The organism is Kocuria himachalensis (assembly GCF_054784195.1).
Genome location: NZ_BAAGPL010000008.1, coordinates 150616 through 170077 on the forward strand (window position 1 = coordinate 150616; position 19462 = coordinate 170077).

Sequence of the window (19462 nt, forward strand, 5' to 3'; positions counted from 1 at the left end):
CCGTGACGGCCACGCCGCGGGCGGCCCAGTGCCGGCGCAGCGCGCCCGCGAGGTCCCGGGCGGACCCGGGCGCGGCGGCCACGACGGCGGCCGCCGCCTCGGCGGCGTTCGGGGTGACGAGCGTGCACCCGGGCACCGGGGCGCCGCCGCGCGGGTGGGGGTCCCAGACGACCACGCCGGTGCGGGCGTGCTCCTCGAGCGCCGAGCGCACAGCGGGGTCGCGCGTGACGCCTCCCCCGTAGTCGGAGACCAGGACGGCGTCCGCCCCGGCCAGGACGGCGGCCACGCGCGCGGCGGTGACGCCGACCGGCGTACCGGGTCCGCCCTCGTCCACGCGCACGAGGGTCTGCCCCGAGCTGCGGATCCGGGTCTTGGTGCGCGTCCCGCCCTCGTGCCCCAGCCGTTCCAGGGCGACCTCGCCGAGCGCCCCGGCCAGCTCCCTGCCGGCGGCGTCGTCCGCGGCCGGGGCCAGGAGGGTCACGTCGACCGCCGCCGGGACGGCGCCGACGGACGGGGGCTCCGCGCACAGCAGCGCGGCGAGGCCGGCCCCGCCGGGGCTGGCGAACACGTCGTCGACGTCGACCACGGGGACCGGGGCGTCGGGGCTCAGGCGGGTGGAGGTGCCGGAGACGTCCCGGTCCAGCAGGGCGTCGCCCACCACGACGATGCGCGCGGCGCTCATGCGGCACCCGCCCGGACGGCCGTCCGGGTCGGCGTCCCGGTCCCGGCGGGCTCCGCGGGCCCGGCCGGTGCCAGCCGGGCGTCGACGGCGGCGCAGACGGCGTGCAGCAGCATGAGGTGGACCTCCTGGATCACCGAGGTGCTGGGCGCGGCGACGGTCAGGGACTCGTCCGCCCGCTCGGTCAGCGGATTGGGACCGGGGCCGGTGAGCGCCCAGACGTGCAGTCCGTGCTCCCGAGCCCGCTCGGCCGCGGCCAGGACGTTGGGGCTGCGCCCGCTGGTGGACAGCACGACGAGCACGTCGCCCGGACGCCCGTGCGCCTGGACCTGGCGGGCGAACACCTCCTCCACGCCGTAGTCGTTGACGATGGCGGTCAGGCTCGAGGTCTCCGCGGACAGGCACACGGCGGACAGCGGCCGCCGGTCGTCGACGAAACGGCCGACGAGCTCGGCGGTGAAGTGCTGGGCCTCCGCGGCGCTGCCCCCGTTGCCCACGGCGAGCACGCGCCCGCCGTCCGTGAGCATCCCGGCCAGGCGGGCGCCCCACCGGTCCACCACGTCGGCGTGCTGCGCGGCGTCGCGGGCGGCGACCGCCAGCTCGTCCAGGTGGGCGCCGAGCCAGCGCTCGGTGTGCCCGAGCAGCGGCGGGTGCTCCCGGCGGTGCCGGGCGACCACGCGGGCGTAGGCGCGCTCGGTCTCCTGGGCCACCTGCCGCCAGCCGAAGAGCCGCTCCACGCGCTCCCGCCCGGCGCGGCCCATGCGGGTCGCCAGCTCGGGGTCCTCCAGCAGGGTGCGCAGGGCGGCCGCGGTCCCGGCGACGTCCCGCGGGGGGACGTGCAGGCCGGTCACGCCGTCCTCGATGCTGTCGAGCAGGCCGCCGACGGCGGTGCCCACCACGGGGCGGGCGCACGCCATGGCCTCGAGCGGGACCATGCCGAACGGCTCGTACCAGGGGGTGCAGGCCACGACGTCCGCGGTGGCGAGCAGCGCGGCGGCGTCGTCGTGGTCCACGCGGCCGCGGAGTTCCACGCGCTCCGCCACGCCGAGCTCCCGGGCCAGCGCCCGCAGCCGCAGGGCCTCGGGGTCGCGGTCCAGGTCGGCGCGGTCGGGACCGCCGGCCACGACGAGCTCCGCGTCCGGCAGCTCCGCGAGGGCGCGCACGACGACGTCCACGCCCTTGCGCTCCACGAGCCGGCCGAGCGCCACGATCCGGGGCCGCCGGCCGCCGGTGGGCGGCGGCGCGGGGGCGAAGGCGTCGAGGTCCACGCCGCACGGGACCACGTCGATCCGGGAGAGGTCCCCGCCGAGGGCCAGGAGCTCGGCCCGCTCGTCGCGGCAGGTGGCCAGGACGAGGTCGGCCGCCGCGATGATCTCGTTCTCGGCCGCGAGCCGGCCGGCGGGGCTGGTGTCGGCCGCGCCCTGGTGCCGGCGCTTGACGGCCCCGAGCGCGTGGAAGGTCTGCACCACGGGGATCTGCAGGGCCTGTGCGGCGCGCCGGGCCGCGATCCCGGACATCCAGAAGTGGGCGTGCACGAGGTCGGGGACGCCGCGGCGGGCCCAGTCGCGGGCGAGCCAGCGGCCGAACTCGTCCATGTAGGGGGCGAGGTCGTCCTTGGGCAGGAGGCTCGGGGGCCCCGCGGGGACGTGGACCACCCGGGCGCCGGGGGCGAGCTCGACCTCGTCGGGCAGGCCGGCGGCGTCGCGTCGCGTGTACACGACGACGTCGTGGCCCAGCCGGGCGAGACCCTCCGCGAGGGCGGCCACGTAGACGTTCTGTCCCCCGGCGTCGACCCCGCCCAGCGCCGCCAGCGGGCTGGCGTGCTCGGAGACCATTGCGATTCTCATGCTGTCACCTTCTCCAGGATGCGGTCCCACTCCGCGAGGAAGCGGTCCGCGCCGTAGTGTCTCAGGGCGTGCTCGCGGGCGGCGGTGCCCGCGGCGGCCGCCGCGTCGGGGTCGTTCAGCCACTGCCGCGCCTGCGTGGCGAGGGCCTCCGGGTCGTTGGAGAGCAGCCCCGTACCGGGCGGCACCGCCCGGGGCGCCTCGGTGGTCGAGAGCCCGAGCACCGGCATCCCGATGGTCATGGCCTCCAGCAGCGCGAGTCCCAGGCTCGTCCACCGGTAGGGGTGGAAGTAGGCCCGGTGCGCGCCGAGCGCCGCGTGCAGCTTCTCCTGAGGATAGTTCTCGTGCAGCCGCCCGGCCATGTGGGGCGCGTGCTCCGCCAGCCGGTCCATCCCCATGCCGTAGACGTCCACGGGCAGCTCCTCGGCCAGCGCGGTCAGCAGGTCGGTGCCCGCGATCCGCCCGCGCCGGACGGGCTCGTTGACCACGGCGGCCAGGCTGGCCGTGCGGCCGGTGTAGAGCGGGCCGGGGTCCAGGACGCCGTGCTCCACGACCTCGGTGGGCGCGTCCCCGTTGTCCCACATCAGCCGGTTGAAGTGCGTCACGTGGACCACCGGGACGTCGGAGCGCTCGGCCAGGGGGTGGCGGGTGGCCACGGCGGGCCCCCGCGGGGTGTCGTGCTCCACGTAGACCGCCGGGACGTCGGTCCCCGCCCGGCGCCCGGTCCACCGCTCGAGCAGCTCCAGCTCGTGGGGACGCTGGAGGAGCACCACGTCGAACTCGGCGTCGGTCAGCTCCTCGGGCGTGCGCTCGACGGCGGCGGCCGGCCAGTCCCAGGTCTCGGCGCGGCCGCGGCCGTCCGGACCCCGGTCGGCGACGACGGGCAGCAGGTAGGTGTGGGGGCCGTGCACGAACGATGTCGTCCACGATCCGTGGACGTGCCAGGTCAGGATGCGCACCCGGGTCCTCCTTCCGGTTCGGGAACAGTGGTGGGAGCCCCCGGGCCGGCGTCCGTCAGCTCCTCGACGGCCGCGAGCACGGCGGCCGGGGACACGGAGGACAGGCACGGGTGGCCGGGCACGGGGCAGTCGCGGGCGCGGGAGCCGCGGCAGTCCGCGCCCTGGTCCCCGAGCAGCACGACGGGCACGCCGTAGGGCGCCCACCGCTCCGGCGGCACCACCGGGGAGAAGAGGGAGACCACCGGGGTGCCCACGGCCGCGGCGAGGTGCGCCGGGCCGGTGTTGCCCACGACGACGCACGCGGCGGCGTCCAGCACGGAGGCCAGACCCGGCAGGTCGGTGCGCCCGGCGAGGTCCAGCACCGTGCCGCGGGGCGCGGCGGACCGGGCGGCGGCGCAGGCGGCGGCGGTGAGCTCGCGCTCCCCCGGCCCGCCCGTGAGGACGACCGCGCGCCCGGCCGCGGCGAGTCCCGCCGCGAGGGCCCCGGCGTGCTCGGCGGTCAGCCCGCGGGACGGGACGGAGGCGCCGGGGTGCAGCACCACGAAGCCGTCCGGCAGCGCTGCCAGCTCCGCCGGCAGCTCCGGGAGCGGGCGGCGGACGGCCAGGCGCAGGTCGGCGGTCGCGGGCTCGGGGGCCCCGGCCGCGACGGCCAGCTCCATCCCCGCCTCGACCTCGTGGCCTCCGCCGGGCGGGTCCGCGCGGCGGTGCCGGACGTCCAGCAGCGATCCCGGGTAGTCCCCGCTCGTCGCGACCACGCGGTCGATCCCGGCGAGCCGGGCCAGCAGCGCCATGGGCAGGGGGCTCTGGTGGAAGGACGTGAAGACCACGGCGAGGTCGTAGCCGCGGGCGGCGAGGTCCTCCACCAGGGCCGTGGTCGCCTCCCGGTCCACCGGCGGGGGCCGGAAGCCCGACCACGGCGCGGAGTACTCGAGGACCTCGGCCACGTCCGGCAGCAGCCGGGCGGCGGCGGCACCGGACGGGGAGGCCAGCAGGTCCACCGGGTTCCCCAGCCGGGCCAGGGCCCGGACCGCGGGCCCGGTCAGCAGGACGTCCCCGTCCGAGTCGAGGCGGACGGCGAGGGTGCGGGCCATGCTCAGCTCCGGGTCCCGGCCGCGGCCGGGCGGGCGTCGGGTCGGTCGGGGGTCCCCTCGTCCACTGCCGGGGCGAGGGCGGCGGCGACGGCCTCGCGCAGGGTGCGGGCCACGGCCGGGGCGGCTGCCACCTCCTCCTCGCGGGTCACCGGGGTGGGGACCAGGACGCTGCGCGCGCCGGCCGCCTGGGCGGCCTCGACGTCGGCGCCGATGTCACCGATCAGCACGCACTCGGAGGCCTCCACGCCGAGCTCCGCGGCGGCCGCGAGCACCATGCCGGGCCGGGGCTTGCGGCACGCGCAGTCCTGCTCCGGGGCGTGCGGGCACAGCTGCCAGGTGTCGAAGGGGCCGAGCAGCTCGCTCACGCGGGCGTTGACGGCGTCGACCTGCTCGCGGGTCAGCAGGCCGCGGCCGATGCCGGACTGGTTGGACACCACGCCCACCCGCAGCCCGGCCGCGCGCACGGCGTCGACCGCCTCCCGGGCCCCGGGGACGAGCTCGACCGCGTCCGGGTCGCCGTTGTAGGGCACGTCGTGGACCAGGGTGCCGTCCCGGTCGAAGAGCACGGCGCGCACCGGGACGGGCCAGGGGCCGGTCCCCCGGTGCCGCCACCAGCCACGGGTCTTGTGCCGCACGGCGGCCACGGGGATCGTGACGCTGGTGCGGACCATGCGGCTGAGCTCGGGCAGGAACTCGGGGTCGCCCGGGCGGGGGCCCGGGACCGTGCGCAGCAGCACGAACCGGCCGGTCAGCCAGCCCCACGCCGCGGCGCCGGTGCCGGTCGCGGCCAGGGCGGAGCGCCGGGCGGGCCGGTGGCCCAGGGCGGTGGCGGTGAGCGCCGCGCCGGCGCCCGCGCCCGCGGCGCCCAGGGCGGCGACCGTCGCGGCGTGCCAGCGGAAGCCGCCGGGAGGGGCCTCGGCCGCACGGCGCCAGTCGGGTCCGTGCAGGCGGCGCATCAGGGCGTCGTCGGCGTTGCCGGCCTGCACGCGCAGGCTCACGAGGTCGTCGGCGGGACGCACGGGGTGGGTGATCCGGCGCTGCCCGCGCACCAGCTGCCACCCGGCCCGGCGCACGCGCAGCGCGAGGTCGGCGTCCTCCCGGTAGGCCCGGGGGAAGCGCTCGTCGAAGCCGGAGACGGCCTCGAGCGCGGCCGTGCGGTAGGCCATGTCCGCGGTCGCCCAGTCGGCGTCCTGCAGGGACGCGGTGTTGCGCTCCCAGTCGGTGGGCCGGCGGGAGTCCGGGAGCGGGACGTCGATCCGGCCCTGGGTCGCGCCGACCTCGGGCCCGCACGCGGCGAGGTCCTCGGCCAGGCGCTGCGCCCAGCCGGCCGGCAGCTCCACGTCGTCGTCCAGGAAGGCGATCCACTGCGCCCCCGAGCGGCGGGCGGCCCGCCAGCCCCGGTTGCGCGCGGCGGCCGGGCCCCGCCCGTAGCCGCGGACGGTGCGCACGGTCCAGGCCACGGTGCCGGGCACGCTCAGCCTCAGCGGCTCCACGTCCCCGCGCCGGTCGTCCACCACGACGACCTCGAGCGGTCCGGGGTGGTCCGCGTCGACGTCCTGGGCGGAGAGGGTGTCCAGCAGCCACTGGAGGGTGGGCCGCCCCACGGAGGGGACGACGACGGCGTAGGTCGCGGGGGCGGCCGTCACTTGGCCTCCTGGAAGAGGGAGGCGCGGCGGACCAGGTGCGGGCCGAGCACGAGCGCGGCCACCGGGGCGGAGCCGAAGAGCTCGAGGGCGTCACGCGGGTCGTCGACCATGGGCCGGCCGGCGGTGTTGAGCGAGGTGTTGACGACGACGGGCACGCCCGTGCGCTCGTCGAAGGCCCGCAGCAGCGCCGCGATCCCGGCGTTGTCCTCGTCGTTGACGGTCTGGATCCGGGCGGTGCCGTCCACGTGGGTGACCGTGGGGATCCGGTCGCGCCACTCGGGGGCGACGTCGTGCACGAAGAGCATGAAGGGGCTGGGCATCGGCCCGCCGGCGAAGATCTCCGCGGCCCGCTCCTCGAGGACCATGGGCGCCACGGGCCGGAACTGCTCCCTGCCCTTGACGTCGTTGAGCCGCTCGAGGTTGTCGGAGTGCATGGGGTTCGCCAGGAGGGAGCGGCGGCCCAGCGCCCGGGGGCCGAACTCGCTGCGGCCGTCGAACCAGGCGATCACGCCGTTGTCCGCGAGGATGTCGGCGACCTCGCCGGCGAGGTCCTCCGGGGTGGTGAAAGGCACCTGCGCGGTGCTCAGCCACTGCGCGAGCTCCTCGCCCGACCAGCTGCGCCCGAGGGCCGCGGTGGGCTGGGGCGCGCCGAGGTCCCCGGCCTCCTGGGCCAGGTGCAGGGCGGCGCCGAGCGCGGTCCCGGAGTCCCCGGAGGCGGGCTGGACCCAGACCTCTTCGAAGGGCGTCTCGCGCCAGATCCGGGAGTTGGCCACGCAGTTCAGGGCTGTGCCGCCGGCCATGGTGAGCACCGTGTCCCCGGTCTGCTCGTGCAGCCAGGTGGCGAGGTCCACGAGGACCTCCTCGACCACGGCCTGGACCGAGGCGGCGAGGTCGGCGTGGTCGCCGCCCCAGGTGCCGTCGTCGATCCGGCGGGGCGCGAAGCGGGTCCAGTCGGGCGCCTGCGCGCGGAAGCCGCCGTCGCCCGTGGCGCGGACGGTCTCGCGCAGCTCGGGCAGGAAGCGGGGCTCGCCGTAGGAGGCCAGGGCCATGACCTTGAACTCGTCGCTCGAGCGCAGGAAGCCCAGGTGATCGGTGAGGGACTCGTAGAGCAGGCCGAGGGACTCGGGCAGTGCCTGACGGTGCAGGATCTCCAGCTCCCCGTCCCGGTAGCGGCCGGCCAGGTGCGAGTGCGCCTCGCCGCGGCCGTCGACCACCAGGACGCTGCTCGTGCGGGTGGGGGCGGCGAGGCCGGCGGACGCGGCGTGGGCCACGTGGTGCTCCACGAAGCGGACCTTTCCGCGGTCCAGGCCCGGCAGGGCCTCGGCGAGGAACCCGGCGGCCCGCCGGGCGTAGTCCACGCGCACCGGGTCGTACGGGTCGTCCGGCATGTCGGCGGCGATGGCGGGATCGAAGGAGTAGCCGACGGCGTCCAGGTCCGCGGGCGTCAGTCCCGCCTCGGCGAGGCACCAGCGCATCGCCTGCTCGGGCAGCTCCCACGCCGAGAACGGCACGGGGCGCTTGCCGTGCTTGCGGCGGGAGAAGCGCTCCTCCTCCGCCGCGGCCACCACTCGGCCGTCCACGACGAGAGCCGCCGCGGGGTCGTGAAAAATCGCGTTGATGCCCAGGTAGTTCATGGATCGGAGTATGGCACAGAATGATCAGGCGGCTGATCTAGGGGCCGGGTCAGCCCTGGTGCGGCCCGGTCTCCGCCGCCTCGAGCAGCTCCGGGCCGAGCTCCCGGTCGAACTCGTCGTCGGCGTCGCGGCCCGGCTCGCCGGACAGGTCTCCGAGGAGTTCCCCGACGAGCTCGTCGAGCTGCTCGAAGCCGCTCGGGACCATCGCCGCCCTCTCCTCGGCCGCCGCACGCCCGGCCGGGGACAGGCACCAGCGCAGCTGCTCGTCGAGCCGGCCGGGGTCGAGCTCGTCCGCGCCGACCACGGCCGGCCAGTCCCAGGCCCGCGCCTGTGCCGTGACCTTCCCGCCGCCCGCGACGGGGTCGACGGCGAGCACGGGCACCCCGGCCCGCAGCCCCAGGACCAGACCGTGCATGCGCATGCTCACCACGGTGTCGAGGCGGGCGATGACCGACCCGGCCTGGGCCGCGGTGGCGGGCAGCCGCCAGTCCCGCGGGTCCAGGCGGGTGTCCAGCGGCAGCCGGGCGGCGTCGAGCCGGCCCAGCCACTCCTCCAACCCGGACCGGACGGCGTCGTGCCGGCGGCGGGCACCGTACTCGCGCTGCCCGCCGGTGAGGTAGACGCCCAGGACGGGCACGAGCTGGGGCACGGCCCGCGCGGCGAGGTCCCGGCGGGCGCCGGCACCGGGGCGGTCGCGCGCGATCACGCGGTGGAACCCGGCGGTCACCGGGTCCTCGGGGTCGAGGACGCTGACCCCGACCGCGATCCGGCGGCAGTGCGCGAACTGCTCGTGCAGCTCGGCGATCGACCGTCCCGTCGCGGGTCCGCACACGAACAACAGGTGGGTGTAGCGCGCGGGCTCGACGTCGTCCAGCCGCAGCCCGTCGGGCGGGCACATGACCGCGCTCCAGGCGACCTCGTGCGGGACGCCCGCCGTGCCGAGGGCGTCGGAGACAGCGTCCATGGCGAGGACGTCACCAGCCGTCGCCTCGCCGTGCAGGACGCTGGACCAACCGACCACGAGTGTGCGCATGGCGTCGACGCTACCGGCCGGACCGGGACCGGGAGTCACCCCGCGGGCGGACTGTGGGCACTGTCACGTCCGGTAACGAGTCGGCACAACGACTGGTGACCCAGGTCACGGGCGTCTAGGCTCGATGGCACGAGTCGAGCATCCGGCCGTGACGTCCCGTCGTGGAAGGACCCCTCCATGGACGATCCCCTGTCCGTCGTCGTGCAGATCGAGCTGGACACCCGGTGCGTGCACCTGGTGGTCACCGGCGATCTCACCGAGCGCAACCACCGGACCCTGACCCCGCTCGTCGGCCGCGCCCGCGCCCTCTTCCCGGGCGCGACCGTCACCGTGGACCTCACGGACGCCCAGCACGTGGACCCGGGCGGCCTCGACCTGCTGCGGTGGTCCCTCGACCACGGCCCCGCGCCGGAGCCCGGAGGCGACGTGCAGGTGCTCACCCGGCCGGAGCCGTTCGGCCTCCCCGGAGCGACCCGTTCGCACGCCCCGGCACCCGCGCGCTTCAACGGTGCCGAGCAGGGCGGGGTGGCGGCGTGAGCGGCGTCGACGTCGTCCCGTCCCCGTCGGGCCCGTCGGGCACCGGTGCGGAGGGGCACGGGGACTGCGACACGTGCCTGAGCCCGGACGACGACTTCCCCACGGAGCTCTCCGCGCTGTCCCTCGTGGAGCTGCAGGTCCTGCACAGCAGGGTCGTGTGCCAGCTCGAGCACGAGTACCTGGTGAACCCCGACGGCCCCCACCCCGTCACCCAGGACCGCCACGAGGAGCTCGTGGCGGCGCTGGAGGCCCGCCGGGACGCGGCCCCCGGGGCGTGACCCGGCTCCCTCGGACGACCGGCCGGGAGGCCCCGCCGCGGGGTCGGGCGTACCACTGGGCGAAGAGCACGACCATCAGCGCCACGTCCACGACGTCCCCGCCGTAGTACATGAGCTGCGCGCCCGTGCGGGCGTCCGACGCCCCGACCCCGTCCGGAGGGTGGCCGTACAGGTGCTTGGCGAGCGCCGAGTGGGCCGCCACGAAGCCGACCAGCACCGCCGCCCGCAGCGGGAACGAGCCCCGGTGCGGGTCCGGGTCCACCCCGACCACGGCGGCGGTGAAGACGCAGCCCGCCAGGAGGACGTGGAGGTGCACCGCCGCGTGCACCGGCACCGAGGCGTGCATGAGGCCGTACAGCCCGGTGGTGTAGAGCGCCCACAGGCCCCCCGCGTTGAACGTGCCGGCCACCACCGGATGGGTCACCGCCCGGACGGGCGGGGTGCGCAGGAGACGGGTCACGACCCGGGCGCGGGCCACGGGCAGCGCGCGCAGCGCCAGGGTCACGGGGGCGGCGAGCACCAGCAGGAACGGGGCGGCCATCCCCAGCAGCAGGTGCCCGGCCATGTGGGCGGTGAAGCCGGTGCGGGCGGCCTCCGCCAGGGGGCCGACCAGGGCCGTTCCGGCGCAGAGCAGCCCCGCGAACCACAGCACCGTGCGGTGCACCGGCCACGGGCCGCGGTGCCGTGCCGCCCACAGCCCCGCGGCCCAGCCGGCGGCGGCCAGGGCGAGCAGGACGAGCACGGTCCCGTCGAAGACGGCCCAGCCGGTGGCGCCGTGGTGGGAGGTCATCGCCCCGGGCGGACGGGGCGGGCCGGGCGGGTCCGGAGCAGCAGCACCAGTCCCGCCGCGAGCGCGAGCACGGCCGTGCCGATCCAGGTGGCGTCGTAGACCAGCAGGTCCACGTCGTAGCGGACCTGGTGGATCCTGAGCACCTTGTGCAGGACCACGCCGTCGAAGAGCTGGAACGCGCCGAGGCCCGCGAGCAGCCCCCCGGTCCAGCGGCCCCAGGCCAGGGCGCCCCGGCGTCGGACGTCGGCGAGCAGGAAGAGGGAGCCCACCGTGACGAACCAGCCGAAGGCGTGGAAGAGCCCGTCCGAGGCGAGGGCGACCCCGGTGGTGGACAGGTCGTAGAAGTGGTGCCAGTGCAGGAGCAGGTGGAAGACGGCGAGGTCCACCACGGAGGCGGCGATGCCCGCCCCCAGCAGCGCGCCGGCGAGCAGGGTCCGGCGGTCCTGGTCGGCCATGGGGTCCTCCTGGTGCGGGCGGGCGGGGTCGCGGTCCAGCCTACGGTGGCCCCGTCGGCTGTCCAGGGCCCGGCCGCCCAGGGCCCGCCGCCCGGTGCCGGGCTGTCCGGGCCCGGCGGGCGGACCGGCCCGGGTGGTTCAATGGCACGGTGCGCAACGACAACCTGACCCGCCGCGAGACCGCCGACCGTTCCGAGCTCGTCGCCGTGGAGAGCTACGACGTCCTGCTGGACCTGTCCACCGCACCCGACCCGGACGCGGACTCGTTCCGGTCCGTGACCACGGTGCGCTTCGGCGCCGAGGAGGGCGCCCAGACGTTCCTGGACTTCATCGGGCACTCCGTGGAGTCGGTGACGGTCAACGGCCGGGAGCTGGACCCGGACGACGTCGTCGAGGGCGCGCGGGTCCGCCTGCCCTCCCTCGAGGCGACCAACGAGGTGTCCGTGGCCGGGCGGGGGCTGTACTCCCGCTCGGGTGAGGGCATGCACCGGTTCGTGGACCCGGCCGACGGCCGGGTCTACCTGTACACCCAGTACGAGCCGGCGGACGCCCGCCGGGTCTTCGCGAACTTCGAGCAGCCGGACCTCAAGGCGTCGTTCCGTTTCACGGTCCTGGCCCCGGACGGCTGGCAGGTCTCCTCCAATGGGGTGCGCATGGCGGTGTCCCCCGCCCCGGAGGCGGAGCGGCCCGGCGCGGTGCGCCACGAGTTCGCCCCCACGGAGCGGATCTCCACGTACATCACCACGGTGCTGGCGGGCCCGTACCACCGGGTCGCGGGCGAGTGGCGGCACTCCTTCGAGGACGGCAGCCGCATGTCCGTGCCGCTGGCCCTGTACTGCCGCGCCTCGCTCGCGGAGCACCTGGACGCGGGCACCGGCGCCCGGGAGCTGTTCGACCTCACCCGGCAGGGCCTGACGTTCTTCACCGAGCTGTTCGGCTACCCGTACCCGTTCGGGAAGTACGAGCAGGCGTTCGTGCCCGAGTACAACCTGGGCGCCATGGAGAACCCCGGGCTGGTGACCTTCACCGAGGAGTACCTGTTCCCGGACGGGGCCACCCGCGCCCAGTACCAGGGGCGGGCCAACACCCTCATGCACGAGATGTCCCACATGTGGTTCGGGGACCTCGTCACCATGACGTGGTGGGACGACCTGTGGCTCAAGGAGTCCTTCGCCGAGTTCATGGGAGCGCACGCGTCCGTGCAGGCCACGGATTTCGAGGAGGCGTGGATCGCGTTCGCGGACCGCCGGAAGGCCTGGGCCTACCGGCAGGACCAGCTGCCCACCACGCACCCGGTGGTCGCCGACATCCAGGACCTCGAGGCCGCCCGGCAGAACTTCGACGGCATCACCTACGCCAAGGGCGCCGCGGTGCTCAAGCAGCTGGTGGCGTTCGTGGGCTACGACCCGTTCGTCGACGCGTGCCGCGCCTACTTCCGCCGCCACGCCTACGGGTCCACCACCCTGGAGGACTTCCTGGCCGTGCTCGAGGAGGCCTCCGGGCGGGACGTGCGCGGCTGGGCGGAGTCCTGGCTGGGCACCTCCGGCGTCACCTCGCTGGCCCTGGACCTCGCCCGGGACGACGACGGCACCGTGACCTTCGCGGCGCTGCTCCAGGACCCCGGGGCCGGAGTGCTGCGCCCGCACCGGCTGCTGCTCGGCGGCTACGAGCGAGGGCCCGGGGACGTCCTGGTGCGCACCGGCACGGTCAGCGTGGACCTGCCCGCCGAGTCCTCGGTGGAGATCCCCGAGCTCGTGGGCTCGACCGCGCCCCTGCTGGTGGTCAACGACGAGGACCTCACCTACGCCAAGACCCGCCTCGACCCGCTCTCGCTCACCACGGCCCTGAGCTCCCTGTCCTCCGTGGAGGACGACATGGCCCGCGCCCAGCTGTGGTCCGGACTGTGGAACGCCGCCCGGGACGCAGAGCTCGATCCCGGGGACTGGGTGGGCGCCGTCCTGGACCACGGCTTCGCCGAACCGCAGACCGGGATGTTCTCCACCGCCGTGGACCACGCCGTGGAGGCCGTCGAGCGGTTCACCCCGACCGCCCGGCGGGACCGGCTGCGGGGGCGGCTGCTCGACGCCGCCGTGCGGGAGCTGCGCCGGGCCGACCCCGGCAGCGACCGGCAGCTGGCCCTCGCCCGGCTCACCGCCCGCACGGCCCGCCGCGACGGGAGCCACGCCGGCTGGCTGCGCGACCTGCTCGGCGGACGGGACGCGCTGCCCGGGCTGCGGCTGGGCTCGGAGCTGCGCTGGGCGCTGTGGACGGCGCTCGCGGCCACGGGCCACGGCGAGGACCCCGCGCTGGACGCCGCCCTGGAGCAGGAGCGTGCCGCGGACCGGACCCGCACCGGGCAGGTCGGCTGGGCCCGGGCCCGCGCCGCCCGCCCGCTCCCCCGGGCCAAGGCCGAGGCGTGGGAGGCGATCACCGGTGACGAGCTGTCCAACGACCTGCTGACCGCCACGATCGAGGGCTTCCGGCTGGGCCCGGCGGAGCTGGTGGAGCCGTACCGGGAGCAGTACTTCGTCATGCTGGAGGAGGTGTGGGCGCGGCGGTCCATCGGGATGGCCACCCGCATCGTGCAGGGCCTCTACCCCGCCGGCGCCGACCTCGAGCCGGGCCACGACCCCGAGCACCACCCGGTGCTCGCCCGCACGGAGCTGTGGCTGAGCAACCACAGCGGGGCGCCGGCCGCCCTGCGCCGGATCCTGGTCGAGGAGCGGGACCACCTGCTGCGGGCCCTGCGGGCGCAGGCGGCGGCGCGCCCCTGATCCGCCACCCGCACGCCGTGCCCTCCGGAGCATGACGATGCCCCCGGTGCGCACCGGGGGCATGGTGACCGTCCGCGGCACCGGCCGACGGCGGGCGCCTGCCCGTGCTCCGGGCGGGGCGGCGTCAGGTGGCGGGGCGCCCCGAGCGGCGCAGCACGCGGTCGACGGCGCGCTGGGCGTCCTCGTTGGACTTGAAGACCCGCCGGTCGAGGCTCTGGCCGAGCGACATGGACGAGTTGCCCAGCTGCAGCAGGTTCACCTTGGAGTCGTTGCGGTGCTCGCGGCGCGGCTGGGGCGCCTGCGGACCGGTCCGGGCGTCATAGGCCATGGTGGATCCTTTCCGTGACACCCCCAGTGTAGGAGGCCGCCGCCCCACTGAACAGAGCGCCGCCGGTCATCGGCCGTGCCGCCGCGCCCGGGACGTGTACCAGCCCCGGTCCACGGACCGCCGCACCCACCAGGTGCGCGCCACGAGCACGAGGGACAGCACGTGCAGCAGCACGAGCACCGACCAGTACGCCGCGGTGGCCCCCGGGGTGAGGGGGACCGAGGCCGCACCGGCGAGCATCAGCACGACCAGGGCCTCCAGGTTCAGCGCGTAGCGCAGGGGCCGCATCACGCGCACGGAGATGTCGTGCTCCGGCTGCCGGTTGATCCAGGACAGCAGCACCGCCACCACGGACATCACGACCGACGCCGCCGCGGAGGGCACCTGCCAGCCCGGCCCCAGGACGTGCTCCCGCACGGTGGCCACGAGCCCCACGAGCAGCAGGACCGCCGTGATGAGGCTGACCGCCACGGAGGCGAACGCCGTGATCCCCTGCCGCGCCGGCAGGATCACCATCTCGCAGAAGGCGTCGTCGAACCGGGACGTGGGCCGCAGCGCGAGGTGGCCGCGCACGGCCCCGGGCCACCGCCGCACGGCGCGGTCCTCGGCGAGCACACGGTCCACCGCCCGGTGCGACCCTCCCGGCCCCCCGGGGCGGCCGCCCTCGTGCGAGAGGACCGTGAACTCGTGCAGCCGGACCTCCGCGGGCACCGTCAGCTCCAGGTGGAAGCTGCGGCAGGACGCGAGGTCGTGCAGACCCACCCGGCCCACCCAGGGCATCCAGCAGTGCCGCAGCCGGTCCCGGGCACGCGGCCTGCGGCCGGCGGCGTACTGCTCGTCCATCGAGTACTTGAGCACGAGCCGGCGCCCCGCGAACTCCGCGGGCAGGGCGAAGGTCAGCAGGAAGCCGCGGGCCAGCTGGTCGGCCACCGTGGTGAACAGCGCGAGGTCGGCGTCCCAGTGCTCGGCGTCCTCCGCCGGCAGCCTCCCCCGGTCGACGAGCTCCTGCACGACCGCGCGCAGGTGCTCGCAGTAGGCCCAGAACCCGTCGAGGGCGTCCTCCACGAGCAGCTCGGGGGCGTGCACGATGGCGGGGACGTGGTCGTCCGCCAGGACGGCCGCCTCGGCCGGCGGCAGCTGCTCCGGGATGAGCCCGCGCAGGAGCAGCTCGGCGAGCGCCCCGTTGTCCTCGGTGCTGAGGACCGGGACGGGGTCGCCCTGGCAGACGGCGTCGAAGTTGCGCAGGGGCTGCTTGGCCTGGATGGTCACGGGCACCAGCAGCCGGCCGGCGGCGTCGGTCGGCCACGGGGCGCGCGCCGCGAGGTCGACGTCGAGGGAGACCTTCCGGCGGGTGACGCCGTCGGGGCTCATCAGCACGGACTCCACGCGGCGGTGGATCCAGTCGGCGGGGCTGAGGAACAGCGTGCGCAGCACGTCGACGTCCACCGCCGGGCGGCCGGGCTCGGGCGGGGGGACCTGGCCCTGGGACATCCGCGCGCCTCCTCTCCGGGTCCCGGTCCGGCTCTCGTCCCGGGGCGGTCACCGGGGCCCGCCCGGTGTCCTGATCGGTCATCATTGCACCAGTCAGCGCGGACACCGTACGGGCCGGGCGATGGACCGGGCGTCCCGGGAATCGTGAGAAGCTATTGACGACTTGATGCCCCAGCTCCATCGAGGGAGACCATGACCGACTACGCGCTCAACGACCGCGGCTCTCTGGAGATCGTCACGGAGAACTTCTACGACACCGAGATCATGCGGGTGTTCGGCGGTCTGTCCTTCGGCAAGCTGCGCACCTGGACGGGCAACGCGGCGCTGGTCCCGGAGCCGGACAACCCCTTCGACCCCCACACCGTCTCGGTGCGGATCGGGCCCAACAAGATCGGGCACCTCACCCAGCAGGACGCGCAGCGGTACTGGCCCTACCTCGCGCGCGTCATCGCGTCGGGGTACACGCCGGTGGCGCCGCTGAAGCTGGAGGCCACGGTCCTGCGCCAGGACGGGCAGGCGGAGGTCGACGCCACGGCGCGGCTGTCGATCGCGGCCCCGGACCTGCTGTTCCCGCTCAACACGCCCCCGGCGCAGGCCGCGGTGCTGCCGCAGGGCCCGTCGATCAAGGTCCTGGACGAGCAGGAGTTCGCCGAGTACCTGCACAGCGTCATCCCCCCGTCCGGGGAGGGCCGCGTGATGCTGACCCTGGAGACCAACAAGGTCCGCAACCACCACGGGCAGACGCTGGACATCGTCGACGTGCTCTACGAGCGCCGCCAGGTGGGCCGGCTCTCCACCCAGATGTCCCAGCAGTTCATCCCGATCATCGACCACGCCTTCCAGCAGGAGAAGCTCACCGCCGTGTGGGGCACCATCCGCGGCTCGGCCTTCGAGGTCTCGATGACCCTGCAGGCCGCGCGCCCGGAGGACATCCCCGCGGAGTGGTTCGAGCAGCTGACCAACGACGTCCCCGAGCTCCTGCCGCCCGGCGGCAGCCACTCCGTCCCGGACGCCTACGTCCCGGCCGAGGCCGACCGCTCGCGCAACGCGAAGAAGTGGCGCAAGGGCCTGACCGTGTCCGCCGCGGGGGGCACCGAGCGCGCCCCGCACGAGGACGAGGTGACGGCCCAGCGCTCCTCCGCCGGCCCGGCCACCGGCGTGCTCGGCCGGGTCCACGTGGCCGTGTGGGCGCTGCTGGCCATGACCGTGCTGCTGGGCGGGGTGGGCGTGGTCTTCCTCGGCATCGAGCCGCTGGTGAGCGCGCTGTGCTTCATCGTGGCGGTCGCGACCGGGTTCATGTCCTTCTACCTGGCCCGGATGAGCACCGGAGTGGCCCGCCGATGATCACCCGCCGGGAACGCTTCCTCCAGATCCTCGAGGTCCTCTCGAAGCACGGCTTCGGCTTCGCCCTCGGCGGGATCAAGGAGGAGTGGCGCGCACCGCTGGCCCGGGTCCGGCTCATCGACCCCGACAAGCTCTACAGCCAGCCCGTCCACCTGCGGCAGGCCCTCGAGGAGCTCGGTCCCACGTTCGTGAAGCTCGGCCAGGTCGTCTCGACCCGGCCGGACCTCCTGCCGCCGCGGTACGTGCAGGAGCTGACCCGGCTGCAGGACAACTCGCCCGCGGTGCCGCCGGAACAGATCCGGGCGATGATCGAGTCGGAGCCCGACTCCGCGGCGGAGGACATCCTCGCCGAGATCGACCCCGTGCCCCTCGCCACGGGCTCGATCGGCCAGGCGCACGCGGCCGTCTACAAGGGGGTGGACGTCATCGTGAAGGTGCGCCGCCCCGGCGTCGTCGAGGAGGTCAACCGCGACCTCGAGATCCTCGCGGAGCTGGCCAAGCTGCTGTCCACCTACTGGCCGGCCGTGCAGCACTTCGACCTCGTGGGCCTCGCCGACGAGTTCGCCCAGTCCCTGCGGGACGAGCTGGACTACCTCACGGAGGCGCGCAACGCCCAGCGGATGGCCGAGAACTTCATGGGCGACCCCCGGGTGCACATCCCGGAGATCTTCTGGGAGGCCTCCACCTCCCGGATCCTCACGATGGAGCGGATCCGGGGCATCAAGATCAACGACTACCCCGCGCTCGAGGACGCCGGGCTCGACCGGCACCTGCTGGCCGTGGACTCGACCGAGGCGATCTGCCGGATGATCTTCGAGCACGGCTTCTTCCACGCGGATCCCCACCCCGGCAACCTCTTCGTGGAGACCGGCGGACGGATCGGCATCATCGACTTCGGGATGATGGGCACCCTCACCGACGAGTTCCGGGACCACCTGGTGACCCTGATGCTCGGCGTGGTGCAGGAGAACCCCCGGCGGGTCGCCGCGGGGCTGCTGGGGCTGACCTCGCAGGAGCTGGACGTCAACAAGAAGGAGCTCGAGCGGGACGTGGCGGTCCTGCTGCGCCGCTACTCGAACAAGCCCCTGCACGAGGTGCGGGTGGGCCACCTGATGGGCGACCTCATCGGGATGCTGCGCCGCTACCGGATGCACCTGCCGCGCGAGTCCGCCCTGTTCCTGCGGATGCTCGTCACGGCGGAGTCCGTGGGCACCGGACTGGACCCGGAGTTCGACCTCGTCTCGGTCCTCTCCCCGTACGCCCAGCGGTTCGTGCTGCACCGGCTCTCCCCCGAGATCCTCGCCAAGCGGGCGCGCGACATCCTGCAGGACGCGGTGCAGATGGGCATCGAGGCCCCCGAGTACCTCCGGCGGCTCATCGTGGTGCTGGAGCGCGGCGGCTTCGACGTGCACCTGCGCGCCGACGAGTTCGAGCCGCTGCTCAAGCGCGGCGAGAAGATCGGCCACCAGGTGGTGGCCGGCGCGGTGATCGCCGCGTCCATCAACGGCATGGCCCACATCCTCGCGTCCGACCCGGAGCGGTGGGGGAAGTTCCACACCCCCCTCATCGCCGGCGGCGCGACCACCGTGGGCACCCTCACCGGCTACCTCGTGCTCTCCACGAACGTGCCCAAGGTCCGGCGCCTGGCCAACACCATCCGGGTCCGCCGCCGCTTCTGAGCCCCCGCGCCACTGCCCGGCCGCCGACCGTCCCGGTCCCCTCCGGCACGGCCCGGGACGGTCGCAATCACCGCGGGGCACGACATGTCGTTGACTTCCCCCAGGCCGCGGCCCAGCATGGCGGTGAAGCGCAGGCACGGACGTTGTGCCTGGTCAGCCGGGGGGAGCAAGGTCATGGGCGACCGGGGAACGATCTCGCTGCGACTGCTGGGGAGCTGGGACGTCTCCGTGCAGGGGACCAGGGTGCACACCGGGACGCGGCAGCAGCGGCTCCTGGCGGCCCTGGCGATCCACGGCCCCCGGTCCCGGCACTACCTCGCCGGGCTGCTGTGGCCCGAATGCCCGGAGGACCACGCGCTCGGCAGCCTGCGCGCGGCCGTCTTCACCCTGTCCCGGCGCGTGCCGGGGGCCCTCGTGTGCCAGGGCGGCGCCCTCGCGCTCTCCGAGGCGGTGGACGTGGACCTGCACCGCCTGCTCGAGCTGGTCGTGCGCCCGGTGGCGTCCTGGTCCGCCGAGCGGGACGACGCCCGGGTGCTGGACCGCCCCGGCGTGGTGCTGCTGCCCGGCTGGTACGACGACTGGGTGGTCGACGAGCAGGCGCGGCTGCAGGAGCTCTACGTCAACGCGGTCGAGGAGCGGGCCGAGCTCTGCCTCCTCCGCGGCGACGTCCACCACGCCCTCGCGCTGGCCCGGACCGTCCGTGACGGCGCCCCCCTGCGCGAGAGCGCCGTGAGCCTGCTGATCCGCGCCCACCTGGCTCTCGGCAACGAGACCGAGGCGCGGCAAGTGCTCCAGGACCACCGCTCGGACCTGGCGCGGGACCTGGGCGAGCAGCCCTCGGACAGGGTCCGGGGGCTGCTCGAGCCCCTGCGCCGGCGGTGACGTCCCGGCCGCCGCGGT

At 75.4% G+C, this 19462-nt stretch carries 16 protein-coding genes and 2 pseudogenes; 6 read left to right on the forward strand and 12 right to left on the reverse strand.

Annotation, left to right across the window (positions count from 1 at the left end):
• From ACYVM4_RS06290 to ACYVM4_RS06325, 8 genes and pseudogenes are all read right to left on the reverse strand, one after another.
• Positions 1–682 (reverse strand): annotated as a pseudogene (locus ACYVM4_RS06290) (PfkB family carbohydrate kinase); the annotation flags it as partial.
• Positions 679–1206, reverse strand: a complete 528-nt coding sequence (locus ACYVM4_RS06295) for a D-sedoheptulose-7-phosphate isomerase (protein ID WP_460668037.1) — start codon at positions 1204–1206, stop codon at positions 679–681. The pseudogene ACYVM4_RS06290 and the gene ACYVM4_RS06295, both read right to left, overlap by 4 nt.
• A gap of 141 nt (positions 1207–1347) precedes the next feature.
• Positions 1348–2526, reverse strand: a pseudogene (locus ACYVM4_RS06300) (glycosyltransferase); the annotation flags it as partial.
• Complete coding sequence (locus ACYVM4_RS06305; RefSeq protein WP_460667987.1) at positions 2523–3482, reverse strand: glycosyltransferase; 960 nt, start codon at positions 3480–3482, stop codon at positions 2523–2525. The pseudogene ACYVM4_RS06300 and the gene ACYVM4_RS06305, both read right to left, overlap by 4 nt.
• Positions 3470–4573: a glycosyltransferase family 9 protein gene (locus ACYVM4_RS06310; protein WP_460667988.1), complete on the reverse strand. Its 1104-nt coding sequence runs from the start codon at positions 4571–4573 to the stop codon at positions 3470–3472. Before ACYVM4_RS06310 ends, ACYVM4_RS06305 begins: the two co-directional genes overlap by 13 nt.
• Positions 4574–4575: 2 nt before the next feature.
• Positions 4576–6219 (reverse strand): HAD-IIIA family hydrolase, encoded by a 1644-nt coding sequence (locus tag ACYVM4_RS06315; protein ID WP_460667989.1) that lies wholly within the window; start codon positions 6217–6219, stop codon positions 4576–4578.
• Positions 6216–7853 carry a carbamoyltransferase family protein gene (locus ACYVM4_RS06320; RefSeq protein ID WP_460667990.1) on the reverse strand — a complete coding sequence of 546 codons (1638 nt, stop codon included), beginning with the start codon at positions 7851–7853 and terminating at the stop codon, positions 6216–6218. The genes ACYVM4_RS06315 and ACYVM4_RS06320 overlap by 4 nt, the downstream gene beginning before the upstream one ends.
• Before the next feature lie 49 nt (positions 7854–7902).
• Complete coding sequence (locus tag ACYVM4_RS06325) at positions 7903–8886, reverse strand: polysaccharide pyruvyl transferase family protein (RefSeq protein ID WP_460667991.1); 984 nt, start codon at positions 8884–8886, stop codon at positions 7903–7905.
• 177 nt (positions 8887–9063) lie between these two features.
• Here ACYVM4_RS06325 and ACYVM4_RS06330 point away from each other — a divergent pair, with 177 nt between their 5' ends.
• Both ACYVM4_RS06330 and ACYVM4_RS06335 read left to right on the forward strand, forming a co-directional pair.
• Complete coding sequence (locus ACYVM4_RS06330; RefSeq protein ID WP_460667992.1) at positions 9064–9423, forward strand: hypothetical protein; 360 nt, start codon at positions 9064–9066, stop codon at positions 9421–9423.
• On the forward strand, positions 9420–9701 hold the full coding sequence (locus tag ACYVM4_RS06335; protein WP_460667993.1) for a hypothetical protein: 282 nt from the start codon (positions 9420–9422) through the stop codon (positions 9699–9701). Before ACYVM4_RS06330 ends, ACYVM4_RS06335 begins: the two co-directional genes overlap by 4 nt.
• Here ACYVM4_RS06335 and ACYVM4_RS06340 read toward each other — a convergent pair.
• On the reverse strand, positions 9631–10491 hold the full coding sequence (locus ACYVM4_RS06340; protein ID WP_460667994.1) for a cytochrome c oxidase assembly protein: 861 nt from the start codon (positions 10489–10491) through the stop codon (positions 9631–9633). The genes ACYVM4_RS06335 and ACYVM4_RS06340 overlap by 71 nt on opposite strands.
• Positions 10488–10946 carry a DUF2243 domain-containing protein gene (locus ACYVM4_RS06345; protein ID WP_460667995.1) on the reverse strand — a complete coding sequence of 153 codons (459 nt, stop codon included), beginning with the start codon at positions 10944–10946 and terminating at the stop codon, positions 10488–10490. Before ACYVM4_RS06345 ends, ACYVM4_RS06340 begins: the two co-directional genes overlap by 4 nt.
• Positions 10947–11095: 149 nt before the next feature.
• On the opposite strand from ACYVM4_RS06345, the gene pepN reads away from it, so the two are divergent.
• On the forward strand, positions 11096–13720 hold the full coding sequence (gene pepN, locus ACYVM4_RS06350) for an aminopeptidase N (RefSeq protein ID WP_460667996.1): 2625 nt from the start codon (positions 11096–11098) through the stop codon (positions 13718–13720).
• 124 nt (positions 13721–13844) lie between these two features.
• Here pepN and ACYVM4_RS06355 read toward each other — a convergent pair whose 3' ends face one another.
• Entirely contained in the window at positions 13845–14048 is a 204-nt protein-coding gene (locus ACYVM4_RS06355) for a hypothetical protein (RefSeq protein ID WP_017834330.1), read from the reverse strand.
• Between the two features lie 66 nt (positions 14049–14114).
• Positions 14115–15539, reverse strand: coding sequence for a hypothetical protein (locus tag ACYVM4_RS06360; protein ID WP_460667997.1), 1425 nt, complete (start codon positions 15537–15539; stop codon positions 14115–14117).
• A 192-nt stretch (positions 15540–15731) separates the two neighbouring features.
• Between ACYVM4_RS06360 and ACYVM4_RS06365 the strand changes: the two genes are divergently transcribed.
• The 3 genes from ACYVM4_RS06365 (at position 15732) to ACYVM4_RS06375 (ending at position 19444) form a co-directional block, all read left to right on the forward strand.
• Positions 15732–16883: a hypothetical protein gene (locus ACYVM4_RS06365; RefSeq protein WP_460667998.1), complete on the forward strand. Its 1152-nt coding sequence runs from the start codon at positions 15732–15734 to the stop codon at positions 16881–16883.
• Positions 16880–18562 carry an ABC1 kinase family protein gene (locus ACYVM4_RS06370; protein ID WP_368819795.1) on the forward strand — a complete coding sequence of 561 codons (1683 nt, stop codon included), beginning with the start codon at positions 16880–16882 and terminating at the stop codon, positions 18560–18562. The genes ACYVM4_RS06365 and ACYVM4_RS06370 overlap by 4 nt, the downstream gene beginning before the upstream one ends.
• Before the next feature lie 174 nt (positions 18563–18736).
• On the forward strand, positions 18737–19444 hold the full coding sequence (locus ACYVM4_RS06375; RefSeq protein WP_460667999.1) for an AfsR/SARP family transcriptional regulator: 708 nt from the start codon (positions 18737–18739) through the stop codon (positions 19442–19444).
• The last annotated feature ends 18 nt before the right edge of the window (positions 19445–19462 follow it).